The 23,422-nt window shown below is 57.5% G+C and carries 18 protein-coding genes; 4 read left to right on the top strand and 14 right to left on the bottom strand.

Annotation, left to right across the window (positions count from 1 at the left end; all coding sequences use genetic code 11):
• Positions 1-129: 129 nt before the first annotated feature.
• The 5 genes from kdsB to cspE form a co-directional block, all read right to left on the bottom strand.
• The gene (gene kdsB, locus ACMGGW_RS06995; RefSeq protein WP_025302283.1) at positions 130-879 is read right to left on the bottom strand and encodes a 3-deoxy-manno-octulosonate cytidylyltransferase; all 750 of its coding nucleotides are present in this window, start codon (positions 877-879) and stop codon (positions 130-132) included.
• Positions 876-1,058, bottom strand: coding sequence for a Trm112 family protein (locus tag ACMGGW_RS06990; protein WP_004928237.1), 183 nt, complete (start codon positions 1,056-1,058; stop codon positions 876-878). Before ACMGGW_RS06990 ends, kdsB begins: the two co-directional genes overlap by 4 nt.
• Positions 1,059-1,354: 296 nt before the next feature.
• Positions 1,355-2,581, bottom strand: a complete 1,227-nt coding sequence (locus ACMGGW_RS06985) for a winged helix-turn-helix domain-containing protein (RefSeq protein WP_025302282.1) — start codon at positions 2,579-2,581, stop codon at positions 1,355-1,357.
• A 113-nt stretch (positions 2,582-2,694) separates the two neighbouring features.
• Positions 2,695-2,916 carry a cold-shock protein gene (locus tag ACMGGW_RS06980; protein ID WP_004928241.1) on the bottom strand — a complete coding sequence of 74 codons (222 nt, stop codon included), beginning with the start codon at positions 2,914-2,916 and terminating at the stop codon, positions 2,695-2,697.
• Between the two features lie 222 nt (positions 2,917-3,138).
• Positions 3,139-3,348 carry a cold shock domain-containing protein gene (cspE, locus tag ACMGGW_RS06975; RefSeq protein ID WP_004928244.1) on the bottom strand — a complete coding sequence of 70 codons (210 nt, stop codon included), beginning with the start codon at positions 3,346-3,348 and terminating at the stop codon, positions 3,139-3,141.
• A 525-nt stretch (positions 3,349-3,873) separates the two neighbouring features.
• Between cspE and ACMGGW_RS06970 the strand changes: the two genes are divergently transcribed.
• Positions 3,874-5,280 (top strand): VOC family protein, encoded by a 1,407-nt coding sequence (locus ACMGGW_RS06970; RefSeq protein WP_089180741.1) that lies wholly within the window; start codon positions 3,874-3,876, stop codon positions 5,278-5,280.
• Positions 5,281-5,282: 2 nt separating this feature from the next.
• Here ACMGGW_RS06970 and lpxK read toward each other — a convergent pair whose 3' ends face one another.
• From lpxK to ansB, 9 genes are all read right to left on the bottom strand, one after another.
• Positions 5,283-6,263, bottom strand: a complete 981-nt coding sequence (gene lpxK, locus ACMGGW_RS06965) for a tetraacyldisaccharide 4'-kinase (RefSeq protein ID WP_089180740.1) — start codon at positions 6,261-6,263, stop codon at positions 5,283-5,285.
• Positions 6,263-8,011 carry a lipid A ABC transporter ATP-binding protein/permease MsbA gene (gene msbA / locus ACMGGW_RS06960; protein ID WP_025302279.1) on the bottom strand — a complete coding sequence of 583 codons (1,749 nt, stop codon included), beginning with the start codon at positions 8,009-8,011 and terminating at the stop codon, positions 6,263-6,265. Before msbA ends, lpxK begins: the two co-directional genes overlap by 1 nt.
• A 35-nt stretch (positions 8,012-8,046) precedes the next feature.
• A complete protein-coding gene (locus tag ACMGGW_RS06955; protein ID WP_169540419.1) occupies positions 8,047-10,311 on the bottom strand; it encodes a ComEC family protein in 2,265 nt (754 codons plus the stop codon).
• A gap of 282 nt (positions 10,312-10,593) precedes the next feature.
• On the bottom strand, positions 10,594-10,878 hold the full coding sequence (gene ihfB / locus ACMGGW_RS06950) for an integration host factor subunit beta (RefSeq protein WP_004928264.1): 285 nt from the start codon (positions 10,876-10,878) through the stop codon (positions 10,594-10,596).
• A gap of 62 nt (positions 10,879-10,940) precedes the next feature.
• Positions 10,941-12,614, bottom strand: coding sequence for a 30S ribosomal protein S1 (gene rpsA, locus ACMGGW_RS06945; protein ID WP_004928267.1), 1,674 nt, complete (start codon positions 12,612-12,614; stop codon positions 10,941-10,943).
• 184 nt (positions 12,615-12,798) lie between these two features.
• Positions 12,799-13,488, bottom strand: coding sequence for a (d)CMP kinase (cmk, locus tag ACMGGW_RS06940; RefSeq protein WP_004928270.1), 690 nt, complete (start codon positions 13,486-13,488; stop codon positions 12,799-12,801).
• Between the two features lie 262 nt (positions 13,489-13,750).
• On the bottom strand, positions 13,751-15,037 hold the full coding sequence (aroA, locus tag ACMGGW_RS06935; RefSeq protein WP_197832201.1) for a 3-phosphoshikimate 1-carboxyvinyltransferase: 1,287 nt from the start codon (positions 15,035-15,037) through the stop codon (positions 13,751-13,753).
• 114 nt (positions 15,038-15,151) lie between these two features.
• Complete coding sequence (gene serC / locus ACMGGW_RS06930; protein WP_033633446.1) at positions 15,152-16,237, bottom strand: 3-phosphoserine/phosphohydroxythreonine transaminase; 1,086 nt, start codon at positions 16,235-16,237, stop codon at positions 15,152-15,154.
• A 302-nt stretch (positions 16,238-16,539) separates the two neighbouring features.
• Complete coding sequence (gene ansB, locus ACMGGW_RS06925) at positions 16,540-17,586, bottom strand: L-asparaginase 2 (protein WP_043137688.1); 1,047 nt, start codon at positions 17,584-17,586, stop codon at positions 16,540-16,542.
• A 148-nt stretch (positions 17,587-17,734) separates the two neighbouring features.
• Between ansB and ycaO the strand changes: the two genes are divergently transcribed.
• The 3 genes from ycaO to pflB all read left to right on the top strand — a co-directional run bounded on the left by ycaO (position 17,735) and on the right by pflB (position 23,156).
• Complete coding sequence (ycaO, locus tag ACMGGW_RS06920) at positions 17,735-19,498, top strand: 30S ribosomal protein S12 methylthiotransferase accessory factor YcaO (protein WP_197832202.1); 1,764 nt, start codon at positions 17,735-17,737, stop codon at positions 19,496-19,498.
• 460 nt (positions 19,499-19,958) lie between these two features.
• Positions 19,959-20,819 carry a formate transporter FocA gene (gene focA / locus ACMGGW_RS06915; RefSeq protein ID WP_019454548.1) on the top strand — a complete coding sequence of 287 codons (861 nt, stop codon included), beginning with the start codon at positions 19,959-19,961 and terminating at the stop codon, positions 20,817-20,819.
• Between the two features lie 54 nt (positions 20,820-20,873).
• Positions 20,874-23,156 carry a formate C-acetyltransferase gene (gene pflB / locus ACMGGW_RS06910; protein WP_025302272.1) on the top strand — a complete coding sequence of 761 codons (2,283 nt, stop codon included), beginning with the start codon at positions 20,874-20,876 and terminating at the stop codon, positions 23,154-23,156.
• The last annotated feature ends 266 nt before the right edge of the window (positions 23,157-23,422 follow it).

Below are 23,422 nucleotides of genomic sequence, written 5' to 3'. Positions count from 1 at the left end.
TATGGGGGGATGCGTAACATCATCGAACGGTGAGCGGAAAAATTCTTCAACGCAGATCAACAAAACGGGGATCAATATGGGAGGTATTACATCGTCGGCGCGTTGCGCGCCGCGCCGACGAAATCAGGCTCAGGGTTGAATGCTGTCGCGCACGCGCTGGAGATCTTCCGGCGTATCGACCCCCACGCTCGGGATCGCTTTCGCGACCGCCACGTGGATTTTTTCACCGTACCACAGCACGCGCAGCTGTTCCAACAGCTCGATCTGTTCCAGTTGGCTCGGCGCCCAGCTGACGTAGCGGCGCACGAAACCGGCACGGTACGCATAGATGCCGATGTGACGCAGCAGGCTGTCGCCGATGCTCTCTTTCGACGCAGCGAAACGTTCGCGATCCCACGGAATGGTGGCGCGTGAGAAATAGAGTGCGTAGCCCTGTGCGTCCATTACGACCTTCACCGCGTTGGGGTTGAAAGCCTCTTCCGCGCTCTCGATCGGCACTGCCAACGTCGCCATGCCGGCCTGGCTGCCCGCCAGATTCTCTGCGACCTGACGCACGATCACCGGTGGGATCAGCGGTTCGTCGCCCTGCACGTTAACGATGATCTGGTCGTCGGCAAAGCCGTAGTGCGCGATCACTTCCGCCAGACGCTCGGTGCCGGAATGGTGATCCGGGCTGGTCATGCACACTTCGCCGCCGGCGGCTTCCACCGCTTTGGCGACCTCAAGGTGATCGGTCGCCACGATGACGCGGCTGGCGCCGGACTCACGGGCACGCTCCATCACGTGCACCACCATCGGCTTACCGTGAATATCGGCCAGCGGTTTGCCAGGCAAACGGGTTGAGGCGTAGCGGGCGGGAATAATAGCGATAAAACTCATGCGTGCTTCTCGTCCAGCGACAGCGCACGCGCTTCATTTTCCAACAGCACCGGGATGCCGTCGCGCAGCGGGTAAGCCAACCCGTCCGCTTTGCACACCAGCTCCTGGTTTTCTTTATTGAAATAGAGTTTGCCGTTGCATACCGGGCAGGCAACGATTTCGAGTAAACGGTGGTCCATGCATCCTCCGCAAGGGGATTGGTCATCTGGGAAAGGCAGTGAGGATAGCATAACGCCCGGCCTCAGGTTAATCATCGGCGGCACCAACCCGCCGATATTTCCTCACCGCGCCGGCGCAACAGCTTGAACTGCGGCGCATCCCGGCGTAGAATTTTGTGATACAAATCACAAAAAGGTAGTAATACGTGATCAAACGTCTGCATAAAATCATCGCTCTGTTCGCTAACTTCAGCCACTGAGCCCCTTTGTAACGAGCGACGCTTAACTTCGTTTTACCCCACCGACGGCGTCGCTCGTTATCCCACTTCCCAGCCGGCACCCCATTCAGCGGCCAACACCGCCGGAATGTCGCCCAGCGCGACGCGTTGTGCACCGTGCCATTTGGCCGTGCGCGCGATGGCCTGTCGGATATCTTGCGTTCGCTGTTTGCCGAAGCGCACCTGCGGCTCCGCATGGAAACTGATGATCTCGAAGATGCCCTGGCGACGGTGCGCCTTGGCGTCAATCCGCCCCACCAGCTCGCCACGATGCAGCACCGGCAAGGTGAAGTAGCCATAGCGACGTTTTTCTTTCGGCGTGTAACACTCTAGCCGATAGTCAAAGTTGAACAGCTCGAGCGCCCGACGGCGATCCCACACCACCGGGTCAAAAGGCGAAAGCAGGCTGGTGACCGTCGATTTGAGTTTGCCCTGCTCCGCCAGCGGCAGCAATTCCGCCAGTGATTCATGCACATAGAATTGTCCTTCCAGCCCCTCTACCTGCACCGGCGTAATCTCGCCCTGTTCCTGCAGCGCTGCCAGCAAGGCTTTTGGCGCCACGCGCTTCAGCCGATAGTAATCCGCCAACCACTCGGCGCGGAAAATGCCCAGATAGCGGCAGGTGCGGCACAGCATCTGCCGGCGCGCCTGCTCCACAGGCAGCGTATGGCGCGCATCGTCCCAGGCCGGCAGCAGCCTTTCGGTCAGATCGTAAACCCGGTGGAAGTTGCGACGTTCGGCCACCATCAGCTTGCCGGCGGTAAACAGGATTTCCAGATGACGTTTCTCCGGTTTCCAGTCCCACCACCCGCTGTTGCCCTTCTTCTCGGCGCTGAAATCGGCGGAGCGCACCGGCCCCTGTTGTTCGATGTGCCGCAGCAGGTTGTCCATCGCGGCCTGGTGCTGCTGCACCCAGTCGGCGGAGTATTTCCAGCCCATATCATGCGGCGCCAGCATGCGGTGGCGCAGCAGGCCAAAATCTTCGATCGGCAGGAAACAGGCCTCGTGCGCCCAATACTCGAACAGCTTCCGGCCGGCGAGCGCCTGCTCAAGCCACTCCGGCTGATAGGCTCCCAAACGGCTGAACAGCACCAGATACGGGCTGCGAGCAACGACGCTAATGGTATCGATTTGTAACAACCCCATGCGCTGGATCGCACTCAAGACGTCATCGGGCCGAGCCTGGCGTTTAAGCGGAGAAAGCAGCCCCTGGGCGGCAAGGTGCAGCGCGCGAGCGGCGGTAAGGGAAAGGGTCGGGATGGTCATCCTGATATCCGTGGCGAGTAGGCAATGGCCTGATAATAGTGGATATCGCGGGATTTATCTTCGCCAGTGCTTGCGGGTGGCGACACCGGCACTGGCGAGGAAGGTGGGTGCGATCAGAACGCGATAACGTCTGCCGCGGACAGCCCATGCGAGCTGCGATAGATCGAGAACTCAACGTTCTGACCTTCGTTCAACGACTTATTTTTGGTGTTGGCGATAGCGTTGCGATTGACATAGATTTCGTCGCTGCCATCTACCGGTGAAATAAAACCATAGCCTTCGGCCTGATTAAACCATTTCACACGGCCCATTTTTAACACAGTATTTTTAAACATAACTTATATCCTTTTACTTGAGCATCCTTGACAACGTCATTTTTTATATTGTCTGGACGCTACCAGCCCATCCTAAAGTTTTTCGTAACAAACCTCTCGTGAGCAAAAAATTAAAAAACCCGCACGAAGGCGGGCTTGTTGAACTTAATATCTTCCGCATGATTCAGCGCTGAGGCATCACCATGGTTGTATTAAGATCTCTTATACGCGTTCCCTGTCTTCTTACAGAGCAACTACGTTAGCGGCAGCCGGCCCGCGCGGGCTGTCCTGGATGGTGTACTCGACGCGCTGGCCTTCAGCCAGGGTCTTGAAACCGTCGGTCATGATAGCGGAGAAGTGTACGAATACATCTTTGCCGCCGTCGTGCTGCTCAATGAAACCAAAACCTTTGCTTTCGTTGAACCACTTAACTTGACCCGTCTTCTTAGACATTACTTTTACCTTTAAATATATTTACAAAACCTGCCATAAGAGGCAATTGTGGCCATGTCAGAAACATTACTTATGGGAGGTACTTAGAAGGTTCGTCTTTGAAGCGGAATCGGATGATAACGTTTTTGGAGGAACTGCTTAACTCTAAACTCGAACATAAATAGGTCTGGATTACAGGCCGACTTGCATTTACTCATAAAAATGATGAATGCACAAGAGGTTTATTGCCTTTAATTCATAAATACGCCGAATTTATTTTTATCCCCATGAATATACATGACTTAATTTAACGCTCGCCGCGGCCGATCCACCGCGTTCTTCTCCTCACCGGGGCATCGTTTGCCCGTCCGTGCGCTACAAATGAGAGCTAACGCATAAAACTCTAATATGCTTGCCACGTCTATAACAAATCCCAAATCAGATGGCTAAACTTGAGGGGAAAACAAGGCAGACGGCTTTTTCGCCAGCACTTTTGCCGCTAAAAACACGATTTTTCAGATTATGCTGAATCAAGGAGCTATGCGCATGACCGCCCAGCAGTTCGTTTCACCTAATGAAATCCGCGCCAGATTCTCTCACGCGATGTCGGACATGTACCAAAAGGAGGTACCGCTGTACGGCGATCTGCTGGAGCTGGTGGCGGAAACCAACCGACAGGTTCTGCGCGAAGATGCCGCACTGGCTCATCAACTGCAAATCACCGGCGAGATCGAACGCCTCGCGATGGAGCGCCACGGCGCGATCCGGGTCGGCACTGCTGGCGAACTGGCCACCCTGCGCCGTCTGTTCCGGGTGATGGGCATGGCGCCGGTCGGTTACTATGATCTGTCTGTGGCGGGCGTTCCCGTGCACTCGACCGCCTTTCGCGCCGTACACGAAGACGCGCTGCAGGTCAGTCCGTTCCGCGTATTTACCTCCTTGCTTCGCCTGGAGCTGATAGAAGACCCCGCGCTGCGTGAGCTGGCTGAGCGCTTGCTGGCGCGCCGCCGTATCTTTACCGATCGCGCGTTGGAACTGATCGCGCTGCAGGAAGCGCAAGGCGGGCTGAATGAGGTGCAGGCGCAAGAATTTGTCGAACAAGCGCTGGAAACCTTCCGCTGGCACAACCAGGCGACGGTCAGCGCCGAAGAATACCGGCAGCTACACGATCAGCATCGCCTGATCGCCGACGTGGTGGCGTTTAAAGGGCCGCATATCAATCATCTGACACCGCGCACGCTGGATATCGATCGCGTTCAACAGGCGATGCCCGCCCGCGGTATTACGCCCAAAGCGGTCATCGAGGGCCCGCCGCGCCGCCGTCGCGCGATCCTGCTGCGCCAGACCAGCTTCAAGGCGTTAGAAGAACGCGTCGATTTCGTTGAGCGCGACGGCCACGCTATCGCCGGTCATCATACCGCGCGGTTCGGCGAGATCGAACAGCGTGGTGTGGCGCTGACGACGAAAGGACGCGAACTTTACGATCGTCTTCTGCAGGCCACCAACGATGCGCTGCAGGCGCCGCCGAGCGAGAAAAATGCCGAACGCTATTATCAGCTGCTGGAAGAAAACTTCCGGGCGTTTCCGGATGATTACGCCACGCTGCGCGAGCAACAGCTGGCCTGGTTCCGCTATTTCCCGACCGAATGCGGCCTGGCGGCCAAAGAATCGCTGGATAAGCACAGCACCCTGGAGCAACTGATCGAGAAAGAACACGTTCGCTTCCAGCCACTGGTGTATGAAGATTTTCTGCCGGTCAGCGCGGCGGGGATTTTCCAGTCGAATCTGGGGGACAGCCGCCACGCGCAGTACAACGCCGCTTCCAGCCGGGCAGCGTTTGAACACGCGTTGGGCAGTGAGGTGATCGACGAGCTGGCGCTGTATCAACAAACCCAGCAGCGTTCGCTGGAAGCCTGCGCGCAAGCCCTGGGGCTTGTCACGCTGGCGTCCTGAGGTTACTTAGCCAGTAGAGATTCGATATCCTGCAGCAGTTGCTCAGCCTGAGCGGAAGGTAGCACCGCATCAACCGGTAAATACCACCAATTAGGCTGGGCAAAGGCGCGGCATTTTACCGCATCCTTCTCCGTCATCAGCAGCGTTTGCTCTGCGGTAACCAACGCCGCCAGCTGTGCCTGCTGATATTCCTGATGATCGGCAAACGCCACTTCCTGCACCACCTCGACGTTCAGCTTTTCCAACGTCGCGAAGAAACGCGGCGGATGGCCGATACCCGCCATCGCCACCACGCGCGGCAGCTCGGCCGCCGGACGACGTTCACCGCTCAGCAGGTTCACTGCGTCACGCGCCTGCAGACGCATAGCAATTTCTCCGGCCTGCGCCACGCCGCCATTGGCGACACGCGCATCGACGCTGCCAAGCCGCGCAGCACGCTCACGCATCGGTCCGGCTGGTAACCACCAGCCGTTACCGAACCGACGCACACCGTCGATGACCACCAGCTCGAAGTCACGCTGTAAAGCATAGTGCTGCAAGCCGTCGTCGGTGATGATCACATCCAGCGGCTGTTGTTGCAGCAGAGCCTGCACCGCCTCGGCGCGCTTGGGCGCGATCGCCACGGGCGCCCCGGTACGCTGATAAATCAGCACCGGCTCATCCCCCGCCTCGCGGGTCGATGTATTCTGACCCAGCACCAGAGGATAGACCGCCGACTTGCCGCCGTAGCCGCGCGACACCACCCCAACGCGGTAGCCCCGCTGCTGCAGGTGTTCCACCAGCCAGATCACCATCGGCGTTTTGCCGTTGCCGCCGGCGGTGAGATTACCCACCACCACCACCGGCACCGGCGAACGCCAACTTTTACGCAGGCCGCAGCGGTAACTGAGGCGGATCAGCCAGCTGAACAGGCCATACAGCCAGGAGAGCGGCAGCAGCGCCAGATAAAGCAACGAACCGCCGGACCAGATGCGCTCAATCATTATTGACCAAACTGCATGCGGTGCAGTTGCGCATAGGCGCCCTGCCGTTCAAGCAACTCGGTGTGTTCGCCGCGTTCAACAATGCGACCATCTTCCACCACCAGGATCTCGTCCGCCTTCTCAATCGTCGACAGGCGGTGCGCGATCACTAATGAAGTACGGTCTTTCTGCAACTCGTCCAGCGCAGCCTGAATGGCCCGCTCGGACTCGGTATCCAGCGCAGAGGTCGCCTCATCCAGGATCAGGATCGGGCAGTCGCGCAGCAACGCACGCGCGATGGCGATACGCTGACGTTGGCCGCCGGACAGCATTACGCCGTTCTCACCGATCACCGTATCCAGGCCGTTCTCCATCTTGTTGATGAAGTCCATTGCGTACGCCATTTCGGCCGCTTTCTCAATCTGCTCGCGGCTGTATTCACTCTCGCGTGCATAGGCAATGTTGTTGGCGATGGTGTCGTTGAACAGGTGCACGTTTTGCGAGACCAGCGCTACCTGATTGCGCAGCGAGGCCAGGGTATATTCGCGCAAATCGTGGCCATCCATCAGGATTTCGCCTTCTTGGATATCGTAGAAACGCGTCAACAGGTTGGCGATGGTGGATTTACCCGAACCGGAACGGCCCACCAAGGCGACGGTCTTGCCTTCGGCGATTTTCAGGTTGATATCACGCAGCGCCGGCGTTTCCTTGGATGGGTAGTAGAAAGTGACGTTGCGGAATTCGATATCGCCTTTCGCACGCTTCACTTCGCGGGTGCCGGTGTCTTTTTCCTGTTCCATATCCAAAATGGAGAACAGCGTCTGGCATGCCGCCATCCCGCGTTGGAACTGGGCATTGACGTTGGTCAGCGACTTCAGCGGGCGCATCAGCGCGATCATCGATGAGAACACCACGGTAATGGTACCGGCGGTCAGGGTTGCCATCACGCTTGGGAAGCTGGCGGCAAACAGCACGAACGCCAGCGCCAGCGAAGCGATCAGCTGAATGATCGGATCGGAAATCGAAGACGCGGAAACCAGTTTCATGCCCTGTTGACGCATGCGGTTGCTGACCGAGTTAAAGCGCTCGGTTTCCACCTGCTGGCCACCGAAGATCAGCACTTCTTTATGGCCTTTCAGCATCTGTTCGGCGCTGGTGGTCACCTGCCCCATCGTGTTCTGCATGTTCTTGCTGATGTTGCGGAAACGCTTGGAGACCAGGCGAATAGCGATGGAGACGATCGGCGCCAGCACGATCAGGATCACCGACAGCTGCCAGCTGTAGTAGAACATCATGATGAACAGGCCAATGATCGAAGCCCCTTCACGCACCACGGTCACCAGCGCGCTGGACGAGGAGGAAGCTACCTGCTCGGAATCATAGGTAATGCGCGACAGCAAAGTCCCGGTGGACTGCTGATCGAAGAAGGCCACCGGCATTCTCATCATGTGGCCAAACAGGCGGCGACGCATCTGCATCACCACCATGCCGGAAACCCAGGAAATGCAGTAGCTTGAAACAAAGCTGGTTACACCGCGCATCAGCATCAGCGCGATGACGGCCAACGGCATCCACACCAGCACGCTGCTGTCGGTTTTTCCAAACCCATCGTCCAATAGCGGTTTAAGCAGAGACAGCATCAGCGTGTCCCCCGCTGCGTTCATAATCAACGCAATGGCGGCCACAATCAGCCCGGTCTTAAAAGGAGTGATCATCGGCCAGAGTCGACGGAATGTCTGCCAGGTCGAGAGATCTTTATCATTCATCATGCAAATACCAGCATCGGAAGAAATAGCGGCCTATTTTACTCATTATCACCCTCTACGCCAAACCGCTGATGGTACCAACGGGGCATTAATTGTTCGCGAAAGCCTTTAATTTGCCAATCATTGTCGAAAAAAAGTACCGATAACTGGCCGGAGCGCGTCGTATCGCGCCATATAATGCCATTTGCCCGGTATCTGGCGACCACTTTGCGCGCCGGCAAACGCCATTTGTTGTAACGAGATGCTGACGCCAATGCCGCCTGAGGATTGATCGCGCGCAGAAACGGCGGCGTGGAGGAGGTTCTGCTGCCATGGTGCCCCACCTGCAACACCGTAGCCGCCAAGCGATCGCGCCGTAACCGGAGCAGCTGCGCCTCCGCTTTTTTTTCCGCATCGCCGGTGAGCAACAGACTGTATTTCCCGTCGTCGATACGGATCACGCAAGAGTCGTCATTGCCCGGCTTTTTACGCGTTTTCGGCGGCCACAGCACCTCGAATTGCAACGCCTGCCAGCGCCAGCGCTCACCGGCGACGCAGGGCAAGTGCCCCTCCCCGCGCATCGGGCTGCGCACCGTAGCCTGTGGAAACACCCGCCGCACAGCAGGTGCCCCACCGGTATGATCGAGGTGGTCATGGCTGATAATGATCTGTTCCAGTTCAATACCCCGCCAGTTCAGCATTGGCAAAATATGCCGCTCGGCGGCACTGCCACCCGGCCAACGATCGCCGGTATCATACAGTACTCCCTTACCGTTTTGTTCAATGACCACCGCCAAACCGTGCCCGACATCAAGCATATCGACTCGCCAGCGGTAAGTCGGTTCTTTTTCCCGCCACAGCACGCAGCATATCGCTATCGTCGCCAGTCCCGACGCATAACGCCACCACCAATGAAAGCGCCAACAGACGACGATGAGCCATCCCGCCGCGCTGGCCAACAGCGAAGCCGCCCCCAAATCCACCCAACCACGTTGCAGGTAATTCAGAGGTACAAATACCCACTGCAGCGTGAAGTCCGCCAGCCACCATAGTCCGTAGCTTAACGAGGGGAAGAAACCGAACATCACCGCCAGCAAAATCAGCGGCACCGTCACCAATGAGACAATCGGTACCGCCCACAAATTGGCCGGCAGCGAGGTCAGCGTCAGGCCCAGAAACAGCGCGGCCTGCATCGGCACCAGCAGCAACGTCATACCGAGCTGAATATGCAGCCAACGCACCGGTGCCCAATACCAGGCCGATCGAAATCGCTCGCCGAGCGGTGCCCATTCGAACCAAAAAATCAGGCACCCCACCGCCAGTACCGACAGCCAGAAACTGTCTGACAAGACCGCCAGCGGATCGCACAGTAAAATAAGCCCGACACACCACAGCCACACTTGCCAAGAAGAACAATGGACGCCGCGCAAGCGCAGCAGCATCCACAGCGTCATCGCCAACGCGGTGCGCACCGCCGGCGGCTGGGCGCCTACCAACCAGACATAGATCAGCGTCGCCACCCAGCCCGCGACCAGCGGAAAGCGATAGCCAATTAGATGAGAAGGAAGAAAAAGCTGCAGCGCACGCAATGTAACCCAGAACAAGATGGCGACCATCGCCACATGCAACCCTGAGATTGCCATCAAGTGCGCGATGCCGGTTTTCAACATCAGCATGCGTAAAGCCTGCTCCAGTGCGGTTCGCTCCCCAAATGCTAACGCCAGCAATACTGCCTTGTAACGCAGCTCGCCGATATTGGTTTCCGCATGGCTGATTATGCGCTGGCGTAGGCCGCAATCGCCATCCAGCAAACGAGTCTGCCTGACCTGGCCAGTTAACGGCTGGCGCTGCGCGATCGCCCAACGTTGGCTGTCGAAGCCGCCTTCATTGAGTTTGCCATGCACCGGCCGCAAACGCAGTTTCAATTGCCAACGCTGCCCGGCGCACAGGCGCTGCTGCTCAGGGGCCCATAGCGTGGTAAACGTCAATGCAGGTACCAACCAATGACCATCTATCCGCTCGATGCGCATCAGCGCCTGTTTACTGGCGGCGGGCTTCAGCGCGATGCTGCTAACCTGCACCACCGCCGTCACATCCGGCCCGCGACTTAAGCGCTCCACTTGCCCAATCAGGCTTCCGGCGTTGAAAACCGCCCACGCGAACCCCAATCCCAGGCAGGCCAAATAACGGCAAAACGGCCAACGGATGCGCAGCAGTAAACCGGCAACAAGCAGCATCGGCCACAGCTGCCATTGCTCAGGCAACTGCGGTAAAACCAGCAGCGGCAGGATGCCGCAGATAACGGCGAATATCGCCAGATCCAGCGAAATTTTGATCGCTCTTCTCCCATCGGCTCCGCCATGAGCAAAAGCGCGTCATGGCAAGCAAGCAGGATCATTCAGCCGACATGTCACCGCCAGCGGGCTTTAATGAAGATGCGGTGAACATGGCAGGATAAGAGAGATCTATGCAGGAGCCACATCGTAAATGCGGCGCGGTGCGCAATTCCTAAGCGGAGCAGGGAGAACCGCAGGCGAAAAAAAACGGCGCCTTAAAGGCACCGTTTTATATTCTTTTCAAGCAACAACGCTATGAGCAGTCAGCGACTAGCCATAGATATTGGCGCGGTCACGCAACTCTTTGCCTGGTTTGAAGTGAGGAACGTACTTGCCGTCCAGCTCAACTTTGTCACCGGTTTTCGGGTTGCGACCTACACGCGGGGCACGGTAGTGAAGAGAAAAACTGCCGAATCCGCGGATCTCAATGCGTTCGCCCTCGGCCAGCGTAGCGGCCATGTGCTCAAGCATCTCTTTCACTGCATCCTCAACGGCCTTCGCCGGAATATGAGATTGCTGGCCAGCAAGTCTTTCAATAAGTTCAGACTTGGTCATAGTACCTCCAAGCTTTGCAGCTAAACTACCGTATCGGGGCGGTCAGAAACCGCCCCCCGTCATTACTCGCCTTTAGCCGCTTTGAAAGCTTCAGCCATTGCGTTAGAGAAGTTGCCTTCTTCCTGTTTGTTGTTAACAGTTGCGATGGCGTCTTTCTCGTCAGCTTCGTCCTTAGCACGTACGGACAGGCTTACAACGCGGTTCTTACGGTCAACGCCGGTGAATTTAGCTTCAACTTCGTCACCTACGTTCAGAACCAGAGTTGCATCTTCAATGCGGTCGCGAGAGGCTTCAGATGCACGCAGGTAACCTTCTACGCCGCCTGCCAATTCAACTGTAGCACCTTTGGCGTCAACTGCAGTGACTTTACCAGTAACAATAGCACCTTTCTTGTTCATAGACAGGTAGTTATTGAACGGGTCTTCAGCCAGCTGCTTCACGCCCAGGGAGATACGCTCGCGCTCTGCGTCAACTTGCAGAACAACCGCAGCGATTTCGTCGCCTTTCTTGTATTCACGTACTGCTTCTTCGCCTGCAACGTTCCAGGAGATGTCAGACAGGTGAACCAGGCCGTCGATGCCGCCGTCCAGGCCGATGAAGATACCGAAGTCAGTGATAGACTTGATTTTACCTTCAACGCGGTCGCCCTTGTTGTGGGTCTCTGCGAACTGCTGCCATGGGTTGGATTTGCACTGCTTCAGGCCCAGGGAGATACGACGACGTTCTTCATCGATGTCCAGAACCATCACTTCCACTACGTCGCCCACGTTAACAACTTTGGACGGATGGATGTTTTTGTTGGTCCAATCCATTTCAGAAACGTGTACCAGACCTTCAACGCCTTCTTCGATTTCTACGAAGCAGCCGTAATCAGTCAGGTTGGTTACACGACCAGTCAGCTTGGTGCCTTCTGGGTAACGTTTCGCGATAGCAACCCATGGATCTTCGCCCAGCTGTTTCAGGCCCAGGGAGACACGAGTACGCTCGCGGTCGAACTTCAGCACTTTAACAGTGATTTCATCGCCAACATTGACGATTTCGCTTGGGTGCTTAACGCGTTTCCAAGCCATGTCAGTGATGTGCAGCAGGCCGTCTACGCCGCCCAGATCAACGAATGCACCGTAGTCAGTGAGGTTCTTAACGATACCTTTGACTTCCATGCCTTCCTGCAGGTTTTCCAGCAGTTGATCGCGCTCAGCGCTGTTCTCGGATTCGATAACCGCACGGCGAGAAACGACAACGTTGTTGCGCTTCTGATCCAGCTTGATGACTTTGAACTCAAGCTCTTTGCCTTCCAGGTGCAGAGTGTCACGTACCGGACGCACGTCAACCAGGGAACCTGGCAGGAACGCGCGGATGCCGTTCAGCTCGACGGTGAAGCCACCCTTCACTTTGCCGTTGATAACACCGGTTACAGTCTCAGCTTCTTCGTAGGCTTTTTCCAGCGTGATCCAAGCTTCGTGACGCTTAGCTTTCTCACGGGACAGCAGGGTTTCACCGAAGCCGTCTTCAACAGCATCCAGAGCAACGTCAACTTCGTCACCAACCTGGATTTCCAGCTCGCCCTGGGCGTTTTTGAATTGCTCAGCCGGAATGGCAGACTCAGATTTCAGACCGGCGTCAACCAGTACGATATCTTTGTCGATAGCAACAACGACGCCACGAACGATGGAACCCGGGCGGGTTTCGATTTCTTTTAAGGATTCTTCAAAGAGTTGAGCGAAAGATTCAGTCATGTTGTTAATCTTCAGGGTTCTTTAGTTTAACGTCCATTTAGCGTCCCGCCGAATGGGGTTGTTTCACATACCCCGCCATTGGCTCCATGCCGACAGGGTTTAAGGTTACAGGGGTAAAATTTTACCCGATATATTGCGATACTGCTATGACAAATATGACAAAAAGCCAATAGCGCCGCCGCGCTTATTGCTGCGGCAACGCCAACACTTTCTGTGCATACGTCAGCGCCTGCCGGATCACTTCTTCGATCGACATGCTAGTAGAATCCAGCACGAGGGCGTCAGAAGCGGGCACCAGAGGCGCGATAGGCCGATTACGGTCACGGTCGTCCCGCTCCTTTATCTCGGCTAAAAGACGTTCAAAGTTAACATTAAAGCCCTTCTCCTGCAACTGCAGCATGCGGCGGTGTGCGCGCTCCTCCGAGCTGGCGTCGAGGAAAATCTTGACCGGCGCGTCCGGGAACACCACCGTGCCCATGTCGCGACCGTCGGCAATCAGGCCGGGCGCTTCGCGGAATGCGCGCTGGCGGCGCAGCAACGCCTCGCGCACGCGAGGAAACGCCGCCGCTTGCGACGCGGTGTTGCCGACGGTTTCGGTGCGGATCTCATTGCTGACGTCCTCACCTTCCAAAATCACCTGCAGCTTGCCGTCCTGGGCAACGAAGCGAACATCGAGATGTGCGGCCAGCGGAACCAGCGCTTCCTCAGAAGTGATATCCACCTGATGATGCAACGCCGCCAGCGCCAGCACGCGATAGATCGCGCCGGAATCCAGCAAACGCCAACCAAGGGACTCGGCCAACGCTTTACACAGCGTGCCTTTACCTGCGCCACTTGGTCCATCAACGGTTATCACCGGGGCTGTAGCCGTCATTTCTCTCTCCTTCAGGTAGAAAACCTCACAGAGACACGGCGCGCTTCGACTCGAAGCCCGTGCGCTCTGCCACCTGCCCAATCAGGGGCAAATACGGTGGCGTATTATACGCTGCCCTACGGCAATCTGTTACCCTGGAACTGTCCGGTTGTTGAAAATAAGCGCACAACCGCGAAAAAGTATAGAAGAAACGCCGGTCGCCGAAGGTTAAAAACGATAAAGGCCCACAAAGGGGCCTTAAAATAAACGATTTGACGGGTTACTACGCCGGCTGGCTGATGCGCGCCAACTGCTCGAAATAATCCGGGAAGGTTTTCGCGGTGCATTTCGGTTCGAGAATGGTGACCGGGGTATCCGACAGCGCCACCAGCGAGAAGCACATCGCCATGCGGTGATCGTTGTAGGTACCGATCTCGGCAAACTGCAGTTTGGCCGGCGGTACGACGTGAATGTAGTCTTCGCCCTCGTCCACTTCCGCCCCCACTTTACGCAGTTCGGTGGCCATCGCCGCCAGACGGTCGGTCTCCTTCACCCGCCAGTTGTAGATATTGCGGATGGTGGTCGGCCCCTCGGCGAACAACGCCGCGGTGGCGATAGTCATCGCCGCGTCCGGAATGTGGTTCATGTCCATGTCGATGCCGCGCAGTTCACCGCGGCTGCACTCGATGAAATCGTCGCCCCAGGTGATGCGCGCGCCCATTTTCTCCAGCACATCGGCGAACTTGGTGTCGCCCTGCACGCTTTTGCGGCCGATGCCGGTCACGCGCACGGTGCCGCCTTTGATCGCCGCCGCCGCCAGGAAGTAGGAGGCGGAAGAAGCGTCGCCCTCAACCAGGTAATCGCCCGGCGCGATATACCTCTGGCGCCCCTGGATATGGAACACCCGGTAGTTGTCGTGGCTCACCGATACCCCGAAGGCACGCATCAGATGCAGCGTGATGTCGATGTACGGCTTGGAAACCAACTCGCCCTTGATGTGGATCTGCGTATCCTGCGGCGCCAGCGGCGCGGTCATCAGCAACGCGGTCAGGAACTGGCTGGAGACGCTGCCGTCAACGGTGACGTCGCCGCCCTGGAAGCCGCCGCGCAGGCGAATCGGCGGATAATCGGTCTGTTCGAGGTAATCAATCTGCGCCCCGCCCTGGCGCAACGCGTCCACCAAATGGCCGATCGGACGTTCTTTCATGCGCGGTTCCCCGGTCAGCACCACGTCGCCTTCGCCGAGGCACAGCGCCGCCGCCAATGGGCGCATCGCGGTGCCGGCGTTGCCGAGGAACAGTTCCAGCGGCTGGTCGGCCACCAGCGGCCCGGCCACGCCGGTCACTTCGCACACGGTACGATCGGCGGAAAGTTGATAGTCCACACCCAACGCCTGCAACGCGTTCAGCATATGACGCACGTCGTCGCTGTCCAGCAGGTTAGTCAGCCGGGTCGTGCCTTTCGCCAGCGCCGCCAGCAGCAGAGCGCGGTTAGAAACGCTCTTCGAGCCGGGTAAGTTGACGGTGCCATTGACCAGGGCGACCGGTTGTAACGTCAGGGAATCCACCATGTGAACAAAACTCTCCAATTCTGATAAACGAAACGGCTCCGGAATAATGCCGGAGCCGCTTTAATGCAAAAGGACAACAGCCTGAGGCAGCCCGCGCCTGGCGGGCTGACGGAATCAACCGTGACGACGTTCGAAGTCGGCCATGAAGTCGGTCAGCGCCTGCACGCCGGCCAGCGGCATCGCATTGTAAATAGAAGCGCGCATGCCGCCAACTACCCGGTGGCCTTTCAGCGCCTGCAGGCCGATGGCCTCGGCTTCGCTGAGGAACACTTTGTCCAGCGCCGCATCGGCCAGTTGGAACGGCACGTTCATCCACGAGCGGTTGGCGATGGCCACCTGGCTGCGGTAGAAGTCGGATTTATCGATGGTCGCGTACAGCAGCTCGGCCTTGGCCTGATTGCGTTTTTGCATCTCCACCAGGCCGCCCTGCTCTTTCAGCCATTTGAACACCAGCCCGGACAGGTACCAGGCGAAGGTCGGCGGGGTGTTGAACATCGAATCGTTCTCGGCCAGCACGGTGTAGTCGAGGATCGACGGCACTTCTTTGCGCGCCTTGCCCAGCAGATCGTCACGCACGATCACCAGCGTCAGGCCGGCCGGGCCGATATTTTTCTGCGCGCCGGCGTAAATCACGCCGAAGCGGCTGACGTCGAGCGGGCGGGACAGGATGGTCGAGGAGTAATCGCCGATCACCACTTTGTCGCCGAAGTCCGGCGTTTCATCGATGGCCACGCCGTCGATGGTCTCATTCGGGCAATAGTGCACATAAGCCGCGTCGGCGCTGAGTTGCCACTCTTTCATCGGCTTGATGCCGCTCAGGCCGTCGATGCGGGTTTTCACGTCGATGACGTTGGGAGCGCAATACTTTTCCGCTTCCTTGATGGCGCTGTGCGCCCAATAGCCGCCGTCGATATAGTCGGCGGTAGCCTTGTCGCCCAGCAGGTTCAGCGGCAGAGCGGCAAATTGTGCGCGGGCGCCGCCGTGGCAAAACAGCACCTTATAGTTGGAGGGGACTTTCAGCAGATCGCGCAGATCCTGTTCCGCCTGCTCGGCAACGGCGATGAATTCTTTGCTGCGGTGACTGATCTCCATCACTGACGTGCCCAGGCCGTGCCAGTTGCACAGTTCCTGTTCCGCACGACGCAACACTTCCACCGGCAGCATCGCCGGGCCAGAGCTAAAATTATAAACCTGAGTCATTTCCCCTCACCACATTCACTGTTCGCCGCAGAAAAGCGACCTGTCGAAAAGATGCCCGAAGTTAACGCTCGCGTTAACCAACCCATCGGTTTTATCACTCACGCCCCATGGCTGCAACGCTTATTCGCCCGCCGGCGGCAAACGCTCGCGCCGGGTGATGACAGGCTCTGCGGCCATCGCGATTGTTTGGACGATAAAACCCTGCGACATGGGGAAATTCAGCGGGTTAACGCGGTGCTTTATGCTGTATTCAGCCGAGATGGCTGCGGGAACCCGGTCGGCCCCCGCAGGAGAGAAAACGATCAGTACTGATTGAACATCTGCTGGATTTGCTTCGCGTCTTTGGCTTGCGTCAGCGCGAGCTGCAGCAAAATGCGCGCTTTTTGCGGATTCAGCGTGCCGGCGGCCACGAAGCCGTACTTGGCGTCGTCCACTTCCGCATCTTCGGTAGTGGCGCCGGTCGGTACGCGCGAAGAACGCACCACCGCCACGCCGTTGTGTGCCGCCGTCGCCAGTGTGTCGAACACCGTTTTATACAGGTTGCCGTTGCCGACCCCGGCGCTGACGATGCCCTGGTACCCTTCGGCGATCAGCGCCTTGACCGGCGCATCGGAGGCGTTGGCGTAGTTGTAGACGATGCCGACCTTCGGCAGTTCGTTCAGCTTGCTGACGTCGAACGGCGTATCACGGGTATGCTTGCGCTGCGGTGAGCGCTGGTAATCGACCTTGCCGTTGTGGATATACCCGAGCGGGCCAAAGTTCGGCGACTGGAAGGTCTGCACGGCGGTGGTATTGGTCTTGGTGACGTCGCGCGCGTCCAGCACGGTGTCGTTCATCGCCACCAGCACCCCGCGGTTGGCCGATTGCGGATCTGCCGCCGTCACCACCGCATTATACAGGTTGAACGGGCCATCGGCGCTCATCGCCGTCGCCGGCCGCATCGCCCCGACAAGCACCACCGGCTTGTCGCACTTCACCGTCAGATCGAGGAAATAGGCCGTCTCTTCCAGCGTATCGGTGCCGTGGGTGATGACGAAGCCGTCGGTTTTGCCGCAGTCGGCGTCAATTTTCTTCACCAGCGTCAGCCAGACCTGATCGTTCATGTCCTGCGAGCCGATGTTCACCACCTGCTCCCCCTGCACGTTGGCGATATCTTTCAGCGCCGGCACCGCATCGACCAGCGCCTCGACACCCAGCTTGCCCGCGGTATAGTTAGATTTCGTCGCCGAATCGCCGCCACCGGCGATGGTGCCGCCTGTCGCCAGCAGGGTGATGTTGGGCAGCGCCAGCGCCGAGGCGCTGACGCCGGTCAACAAGAGGGTTAACACGCTGAGTTTCACTGATTTCATTAGATTTCTCCGTGACAGATAACTCGCTGAATTATGGCCTTTATCCTTAAAAAAACTGTGACTTTGCCACCGCTTTAGGAATACGTGGAGCTCCAGCGTAAAACCCCGTATCATTGCGCGTTTTTAGTACGCGCAAAAAGTGAAGACAATGACGCAAACTTTTATCCCCGGTAAAGACGCCGCTCTGGAAGACTCCATCGCCCGTTTCCAGCAGAAACTGAGCGACCTCGGTTTCAACATCGAAGAAGCCTCCTGGCTGAATCCAGTGCCGCACGTGTGGTCGGTGCACATTCGCGATCGCGATTGCCCGCTGTGCTTCACCAACGGCAAAGGCGCCAGCAAAAAAGCCGCGCTGGCCTCCGCGCTGGGTGAATATTTCGAGCGCCTGTCCACCAACTACTTCTTCGCCGATTTCTATCTGGGCCGGCAGATCGCCGAAGGCGACTTCGTGCACTACCCGAATGAGAAATGGTTCCCGATCCCGGCGGACGATACGCTGCCGGCCGGCATCCTCGACGAGCGTCTGCACGCCTTCTACGATCCGCAGCAAGAGCTGAGCGCCAGCGATCTTGTCGATCTGCAGTCCGGTAATGCCGATCGCGGCGTGTGTGCGCTGCCGTTTACCCGTCAGTCCGACCAGCAAACCGTGTTCATTCCGATGAATATCATCGGCAACCTGTATGTTTCCAACGGTATGTCCGCCGGCAACACCGCCAACGAAGCGCGGGTGCAGGGCCTGTCGGAAGTGTTCGAGCGCTATGTGAAAAACCGCATCATCGCCGAATCCATCAGCCTGCCGGCGATCCCGGACGAAGTGCTGAACCGCTACCCGGGCGTGGTGGAAGCCATCGCCAAGCTGGAAGAGGAAGGTTTCCCGATCCTCTCCTACGACGCCTCGCTGGGCGGCAACTACCCGGTGATCTGCGTGGTGCTGTTCAACCCGACCAACGGCACCTGCTTCGCCTCGTTCGGCGCGCACCCGGACTTCGGCGTGGCGCTGGAGCGCACGGTAACCGAGCTGCTGCAGGGCCGCAGCCTGAAAGATCTCGACGTGTTCACCGCACCGACCTTCGATGACGAAGAAGTGGCGGAACACACCAACCTGGAAACGCACTTCATCGACTCCAGCGGCCTGATCTCCTGGGATCTGTTCAAGCAGGATGCGGACTATCCGTTCGTTGACTGGAGCTTCAGCGGCAGCACGCAGGAAGAGTTCGCCACCCTGATGAGCATCTTCGACAAAGAAGACGCGGAAGTGTACATCGCCGACTACGAGCACCTGGGCGTCTACGCTTGCCGCATCATCGTGCCGGGCATGTCCGATATCTACCCGGCAGAAGACCTGCTGCTGGCCAACAACAGCATGGGCGCGCACCTGCGCGATACGCTGCTGGCGCTGCCGGGCAGCGAGTGGGAGCCGGAAGAATACCTGGCGCTGATCGAGCAGTTGGACGATGAAGGGCTGGACGATTTCACCCGCGTACGCGAACTGCTGGGTATTGCCAGCGGCAAAGACAACGCCTGGCATACCCTGCGCGTGGGCGAGCTGAAGTCGATGCTGGCACTGGCGGGCGGCGATCTGGATCAGGCGCTGATTTGGACCGAATGGACGCAGGACTTCAACGCCTCGGTGCTGAGCCCGGCGCGCAGCAACTACTACCGTTGCCTGCAAACGCTGTTGCTGCTGGCGCAGGAGCCTGAGCGCGAAGCGGCGCAATACTACACCGCGTTCGTGAAAATGTACGGCCAGGAAGCGGTGGACGCGGCCTCGGCCGCCATCAGCGGTGAAGAGCGCTTCAACGGGCTGTTCGCCGTCGATGCCGATCTGAAGGCGTTGCCGGCCCATCAGGCGCTGCTGGCGGCCTACGAGAAGCTGCAGGCGGCCAAGCGCCGCCACTGGGCCAAGGCCTAATCGCCATTGGGGGTACCGCCACTTTTGGGGTACCCTCCCCGGTCAAACGCCGCACTCCGCTGCGGCGTTTTCATTTTGCGGTTTATTTCAACGCATTCTGTTTTATTTTCCCGCAGGAAAATAGGCGGTTAAACGAGCATAAGAATAAATAAACCGGCGATTGTTGCCGGACGGTGAAATAATAATTAACCGATAATTAAACTTTCAGCGACGAACGGCGACAAAACGCCTAAAAATTTAACTTTGACACCCTCGGCACATCGGGTGAATTCAAAAAAAATTGCAAACATTAAAAAATTGTTTTTTGTTTAAATTCAATAAATTAACCATAAAAACCACACAGAAAACATGCCATTTTGACGCTCTACTTCCCCGCCTTATGATCCAAATCAAATTTTCCCCTATACTGCTTTGCTAGTATCTCATTGCGTTGTTTTAACCCTTAAGAGCGAGAGTTAGTTTGAAAACTGACAGCCCATTCGATCTGATTTTACCTGCGGCAACGGCGAAAATCGCTGAAGATGCCGGCGTGTATAAAGCCACCAAACATCCGCTGAAAACGTTTTATTTGGCGATCACCGCCGGTGTCTTCATTTCCATCGCCTTCGTTTTCTACATCACGGCGACCACCGGCACCGCCGGCGTGCCTTTCGGGCTGGCGAAACTGGTCGGCGGCATCTGCTTCTCTCTCGGGTTAATGCTGGTGGTGGTATCGGGCGCCGACCTGTTCACCTCTACCGTACTTATCGTCATCGCCAAGGCCAGCGGCCGCATCAGCTGGGGCCAACTGGGCGCCAACTGGCTGAACGTTTATCTCGGCAACCTGGTCGGCGCGCTGTTCTTCGTGGCGCTGATCTGGTTCTCCGGCGAGTATATGGTCGCCAACGGCCAGTGGGGCCTGAATGTTCTGCAAACCGCAGACCACAAGCTGCATCACACCTTTATCGAAGCCGTCTGCCTCGGCATTCTGGCTAACCTGATGGTCTGCCTGGCGGTCTGGATGAGCTACTCCGGCCGTACCCTGACCGACAAGATGCTCGCCATGGTGCTGCCGGTCGGTATGTTTGTCGCCAGCGGCTTCGAACACAGCATCGCCAACATGTTTATGATCCCTATGGGCATCGTGGTCAAACACTTCGCCACGCCGGAGTTCTGGCAAGCCGTAGGGGCGGTACCTGAGCAATTCGCTCATCTGACAGTAAGCAACTTCATCATCGACAACCTGATTCCGGTCACCATCGGCAACATCATCGGCGGCGGCCTGTTGGTTGGGTTGACTTACTGGGTAATTTATCTGCGCGGGGGTCGCGAACAGCACTAAGCTGTGAGTTACCGCGTGCAGAGTTAGAAATCCACAATCAAAGGTAGGTGTACAATGACCGAACTTAACGAGAAATTAGCCAACGCTTGGGAAGGTTTCAGCAAGGGTGACTGGCAGAATGAAGTCAACGTTCGTGACTTCATCCAGAAAAACTACACGCCTTATGAAGGTGACGAATCCTTCCTGGCTGGCGCAACTCAAGCCACCACCACCTTGTGGGACAAGGTTATGGAAGGGATCAAACTGGAAAACCGCACTCACGCGCCGGTTGATTTCGACACCAACGTTGCTGCAACCATCACTTCTCACGACGCGGGTTACATCGCCAAAGAGCTGGAAACCATCGTAGGTCTGCAGACCGACGCGCCTCTGAAACGCGCGCTGATCCCGTTCGGCGGCATCAAAATGGTCGAAGGTTCGTGCAAAGTGTACGGCCGCGAACTGGATCCGCAGCTGAAAAAAGTGTTCACCGAATACCGTAAAACCCACAACCAGGGCGTATTCGACGTTTACACCAAAGACATCCTGAATTGCCGTAAATCCGGCGTGCTGACCGGTCTGCCAGATGCCTACGGCCGCGGCCGCATCATCGGCGACTACCGCCGCGTGGCGCTGTACGGTATCGACTTCCTGATGGCCGACAAACTGAACCAGTTCAAATCGCTGCAGGAAAAACTGGAAAACGGCGAAGATCTGGAAATGACCATCCAGCTGCGCGAAGAGATCGCTGAACAGCACCGCGCTCTGGCTCAGATCAAAGAGATGGCCGCCAAATACGGTTACGACATTTCCGGCCCGGCCACTAACGCGCAACAAGCGGTACAGTGGACCTACTTCGGCTACCTGGCCGCGGTGAAATCCCAGAACGGCGCCGCCATGTCCTTCGGCCGCGTGTCCACCTTCCTCGACGTGTTCATCGAGCGCGACATCAAGGCGGGCAAACTGACCGAAGAGCAAGCGCAGGAACTGATCGACCACCTGGTGATGAAACTGCGTATGGTGCGCTTCCTGCGTACTCCTGAGTACGATGAGCTGTTCTCCGGCGACCCAATCTGGGCGACTGAATCCCTGGCCGGCATGGGCGTCGACGGCCGTACCCTGGTCACCAAAAACAGCTTCCGCTTCCTGAACACCCTGTACACCATGGGGCCGTCTCCGGAGCCGAACATGACCATCCTGTGGTCTGAGAAGCTGCCGCTGAACTTCAAGAAATTCGCGGCGAAAGTGTCCATCGACACCTCTTCCGTACAGTACGAAAACGACGACCTGATGCGTCCTGACTTCAACAACGATGACTACGCCATCGCCTGTTGCGTCAGCCCGATGATCGTCGGTAAGCAAATGCAGTTCTTCGGCGCCCGCGCCAACCTGGCGAAAACCATGCTTTACGCCATCAACGGCGGCGTTGACGAGAAACTGAAAATGCAGGTCGGCCCGAAAGAAGCGCCGATGATGGACGAAGTGCTGGACTATGACAAAGTCATGGCCCGCATGGACCACTTTATGGATTGGCTGGCCAAGCAGTACGTGACCGCGCTGAACATCATTCACTACATGCACGACAAGTACAGCTACGAAGCTGCACTGATGGCGCTGCATGACCGTGACGTTTATCGCACCATGGCTTGCGGCATCGCCGGTCTGTCCGTTGCGGCCGACTCCCTGTCCGCCATCAAGTACGCGAAAGTCACCACCATTCGCGACGAAGACGGCCTGGCTATCGACTTTAAAGTGGAAGGCGAGTATCCACAGTTCGGTAACAACGACGCCCGCGTCGATGACATCGCCTGTGACCTGGTGGAACGTTTCATGAAGAAAATTCAGAAACTGCGCACCTACCGCAACGCGGTACCGACTCAGTCCGTACTGACCATCACCTCCAACGTGGTATACGGTAAGAAAACCGGTAACACCCCGGATGGCCGCCGCGCCGGTGCACCGTTCGGCCCAGGCGCCAACCCGATGCACGGCCGTGACCAGAAAGGCGCAGTAGCCTCCCTGACCTCGGTAGCCAAACTGCCGTTTGCCTACGCGAAAGACGGGATCTCCTACACCTTCTCTATCGTGCCTAACGCGCTGGGTAAAGACGACGATGTGCGGAAAGCCAACCTGGCGGGCCTGATGGATGGTTACTTCCATCATGAAGCCTCCATCGAAGGCGGTCAGCACCTGAACGTCAACGTAATGAACCGTGAAATGCTGCTGGACGCGATGGAAAACCCTGAGAAATACCCTCAGCTGACCATCCGCGTCTCCGGTTACGCCGTGCGCTTCAACTCGCTGACCAAAGAGCAACAGCAGGACGTCATTACTCGTACCTTCACTCAAACGATGTAATACGCCAACCGGGCGGGAAACCGCCCGGTGCCAACGACAGGGCCGGTTCTGCCGGCCCTTTTCTCCCACCGCTCTCCCCTGACTCTGTGCGAGTCTGTTTTGCCGGACATCTATACTGAATGGATAGCCGGCAAAACAGTTATCCGGCAACTGACCGGCCGACAGGCATCATTACCCCCGGTGGCGGCTCCACCCGCTGCTGCATCGCAGATACCTGGCCGGCGGCCACGCGCCTATTTTTAGACTGCGTTTGACAGTCAATATTG

It is taken from the genome of Serratia sp. BNK-4, assembly GCF_048685115.1.
Classification (GTDB): Bacteria; Pseudomonadota; Gammaproteobacteria; order Enterobacterales; family Enterobacteriaceae; genus Serratia; species Serratia bockelmannii.
This window is presented reverse-complemented; position numbering and strand designations above follow the sequence as displayed.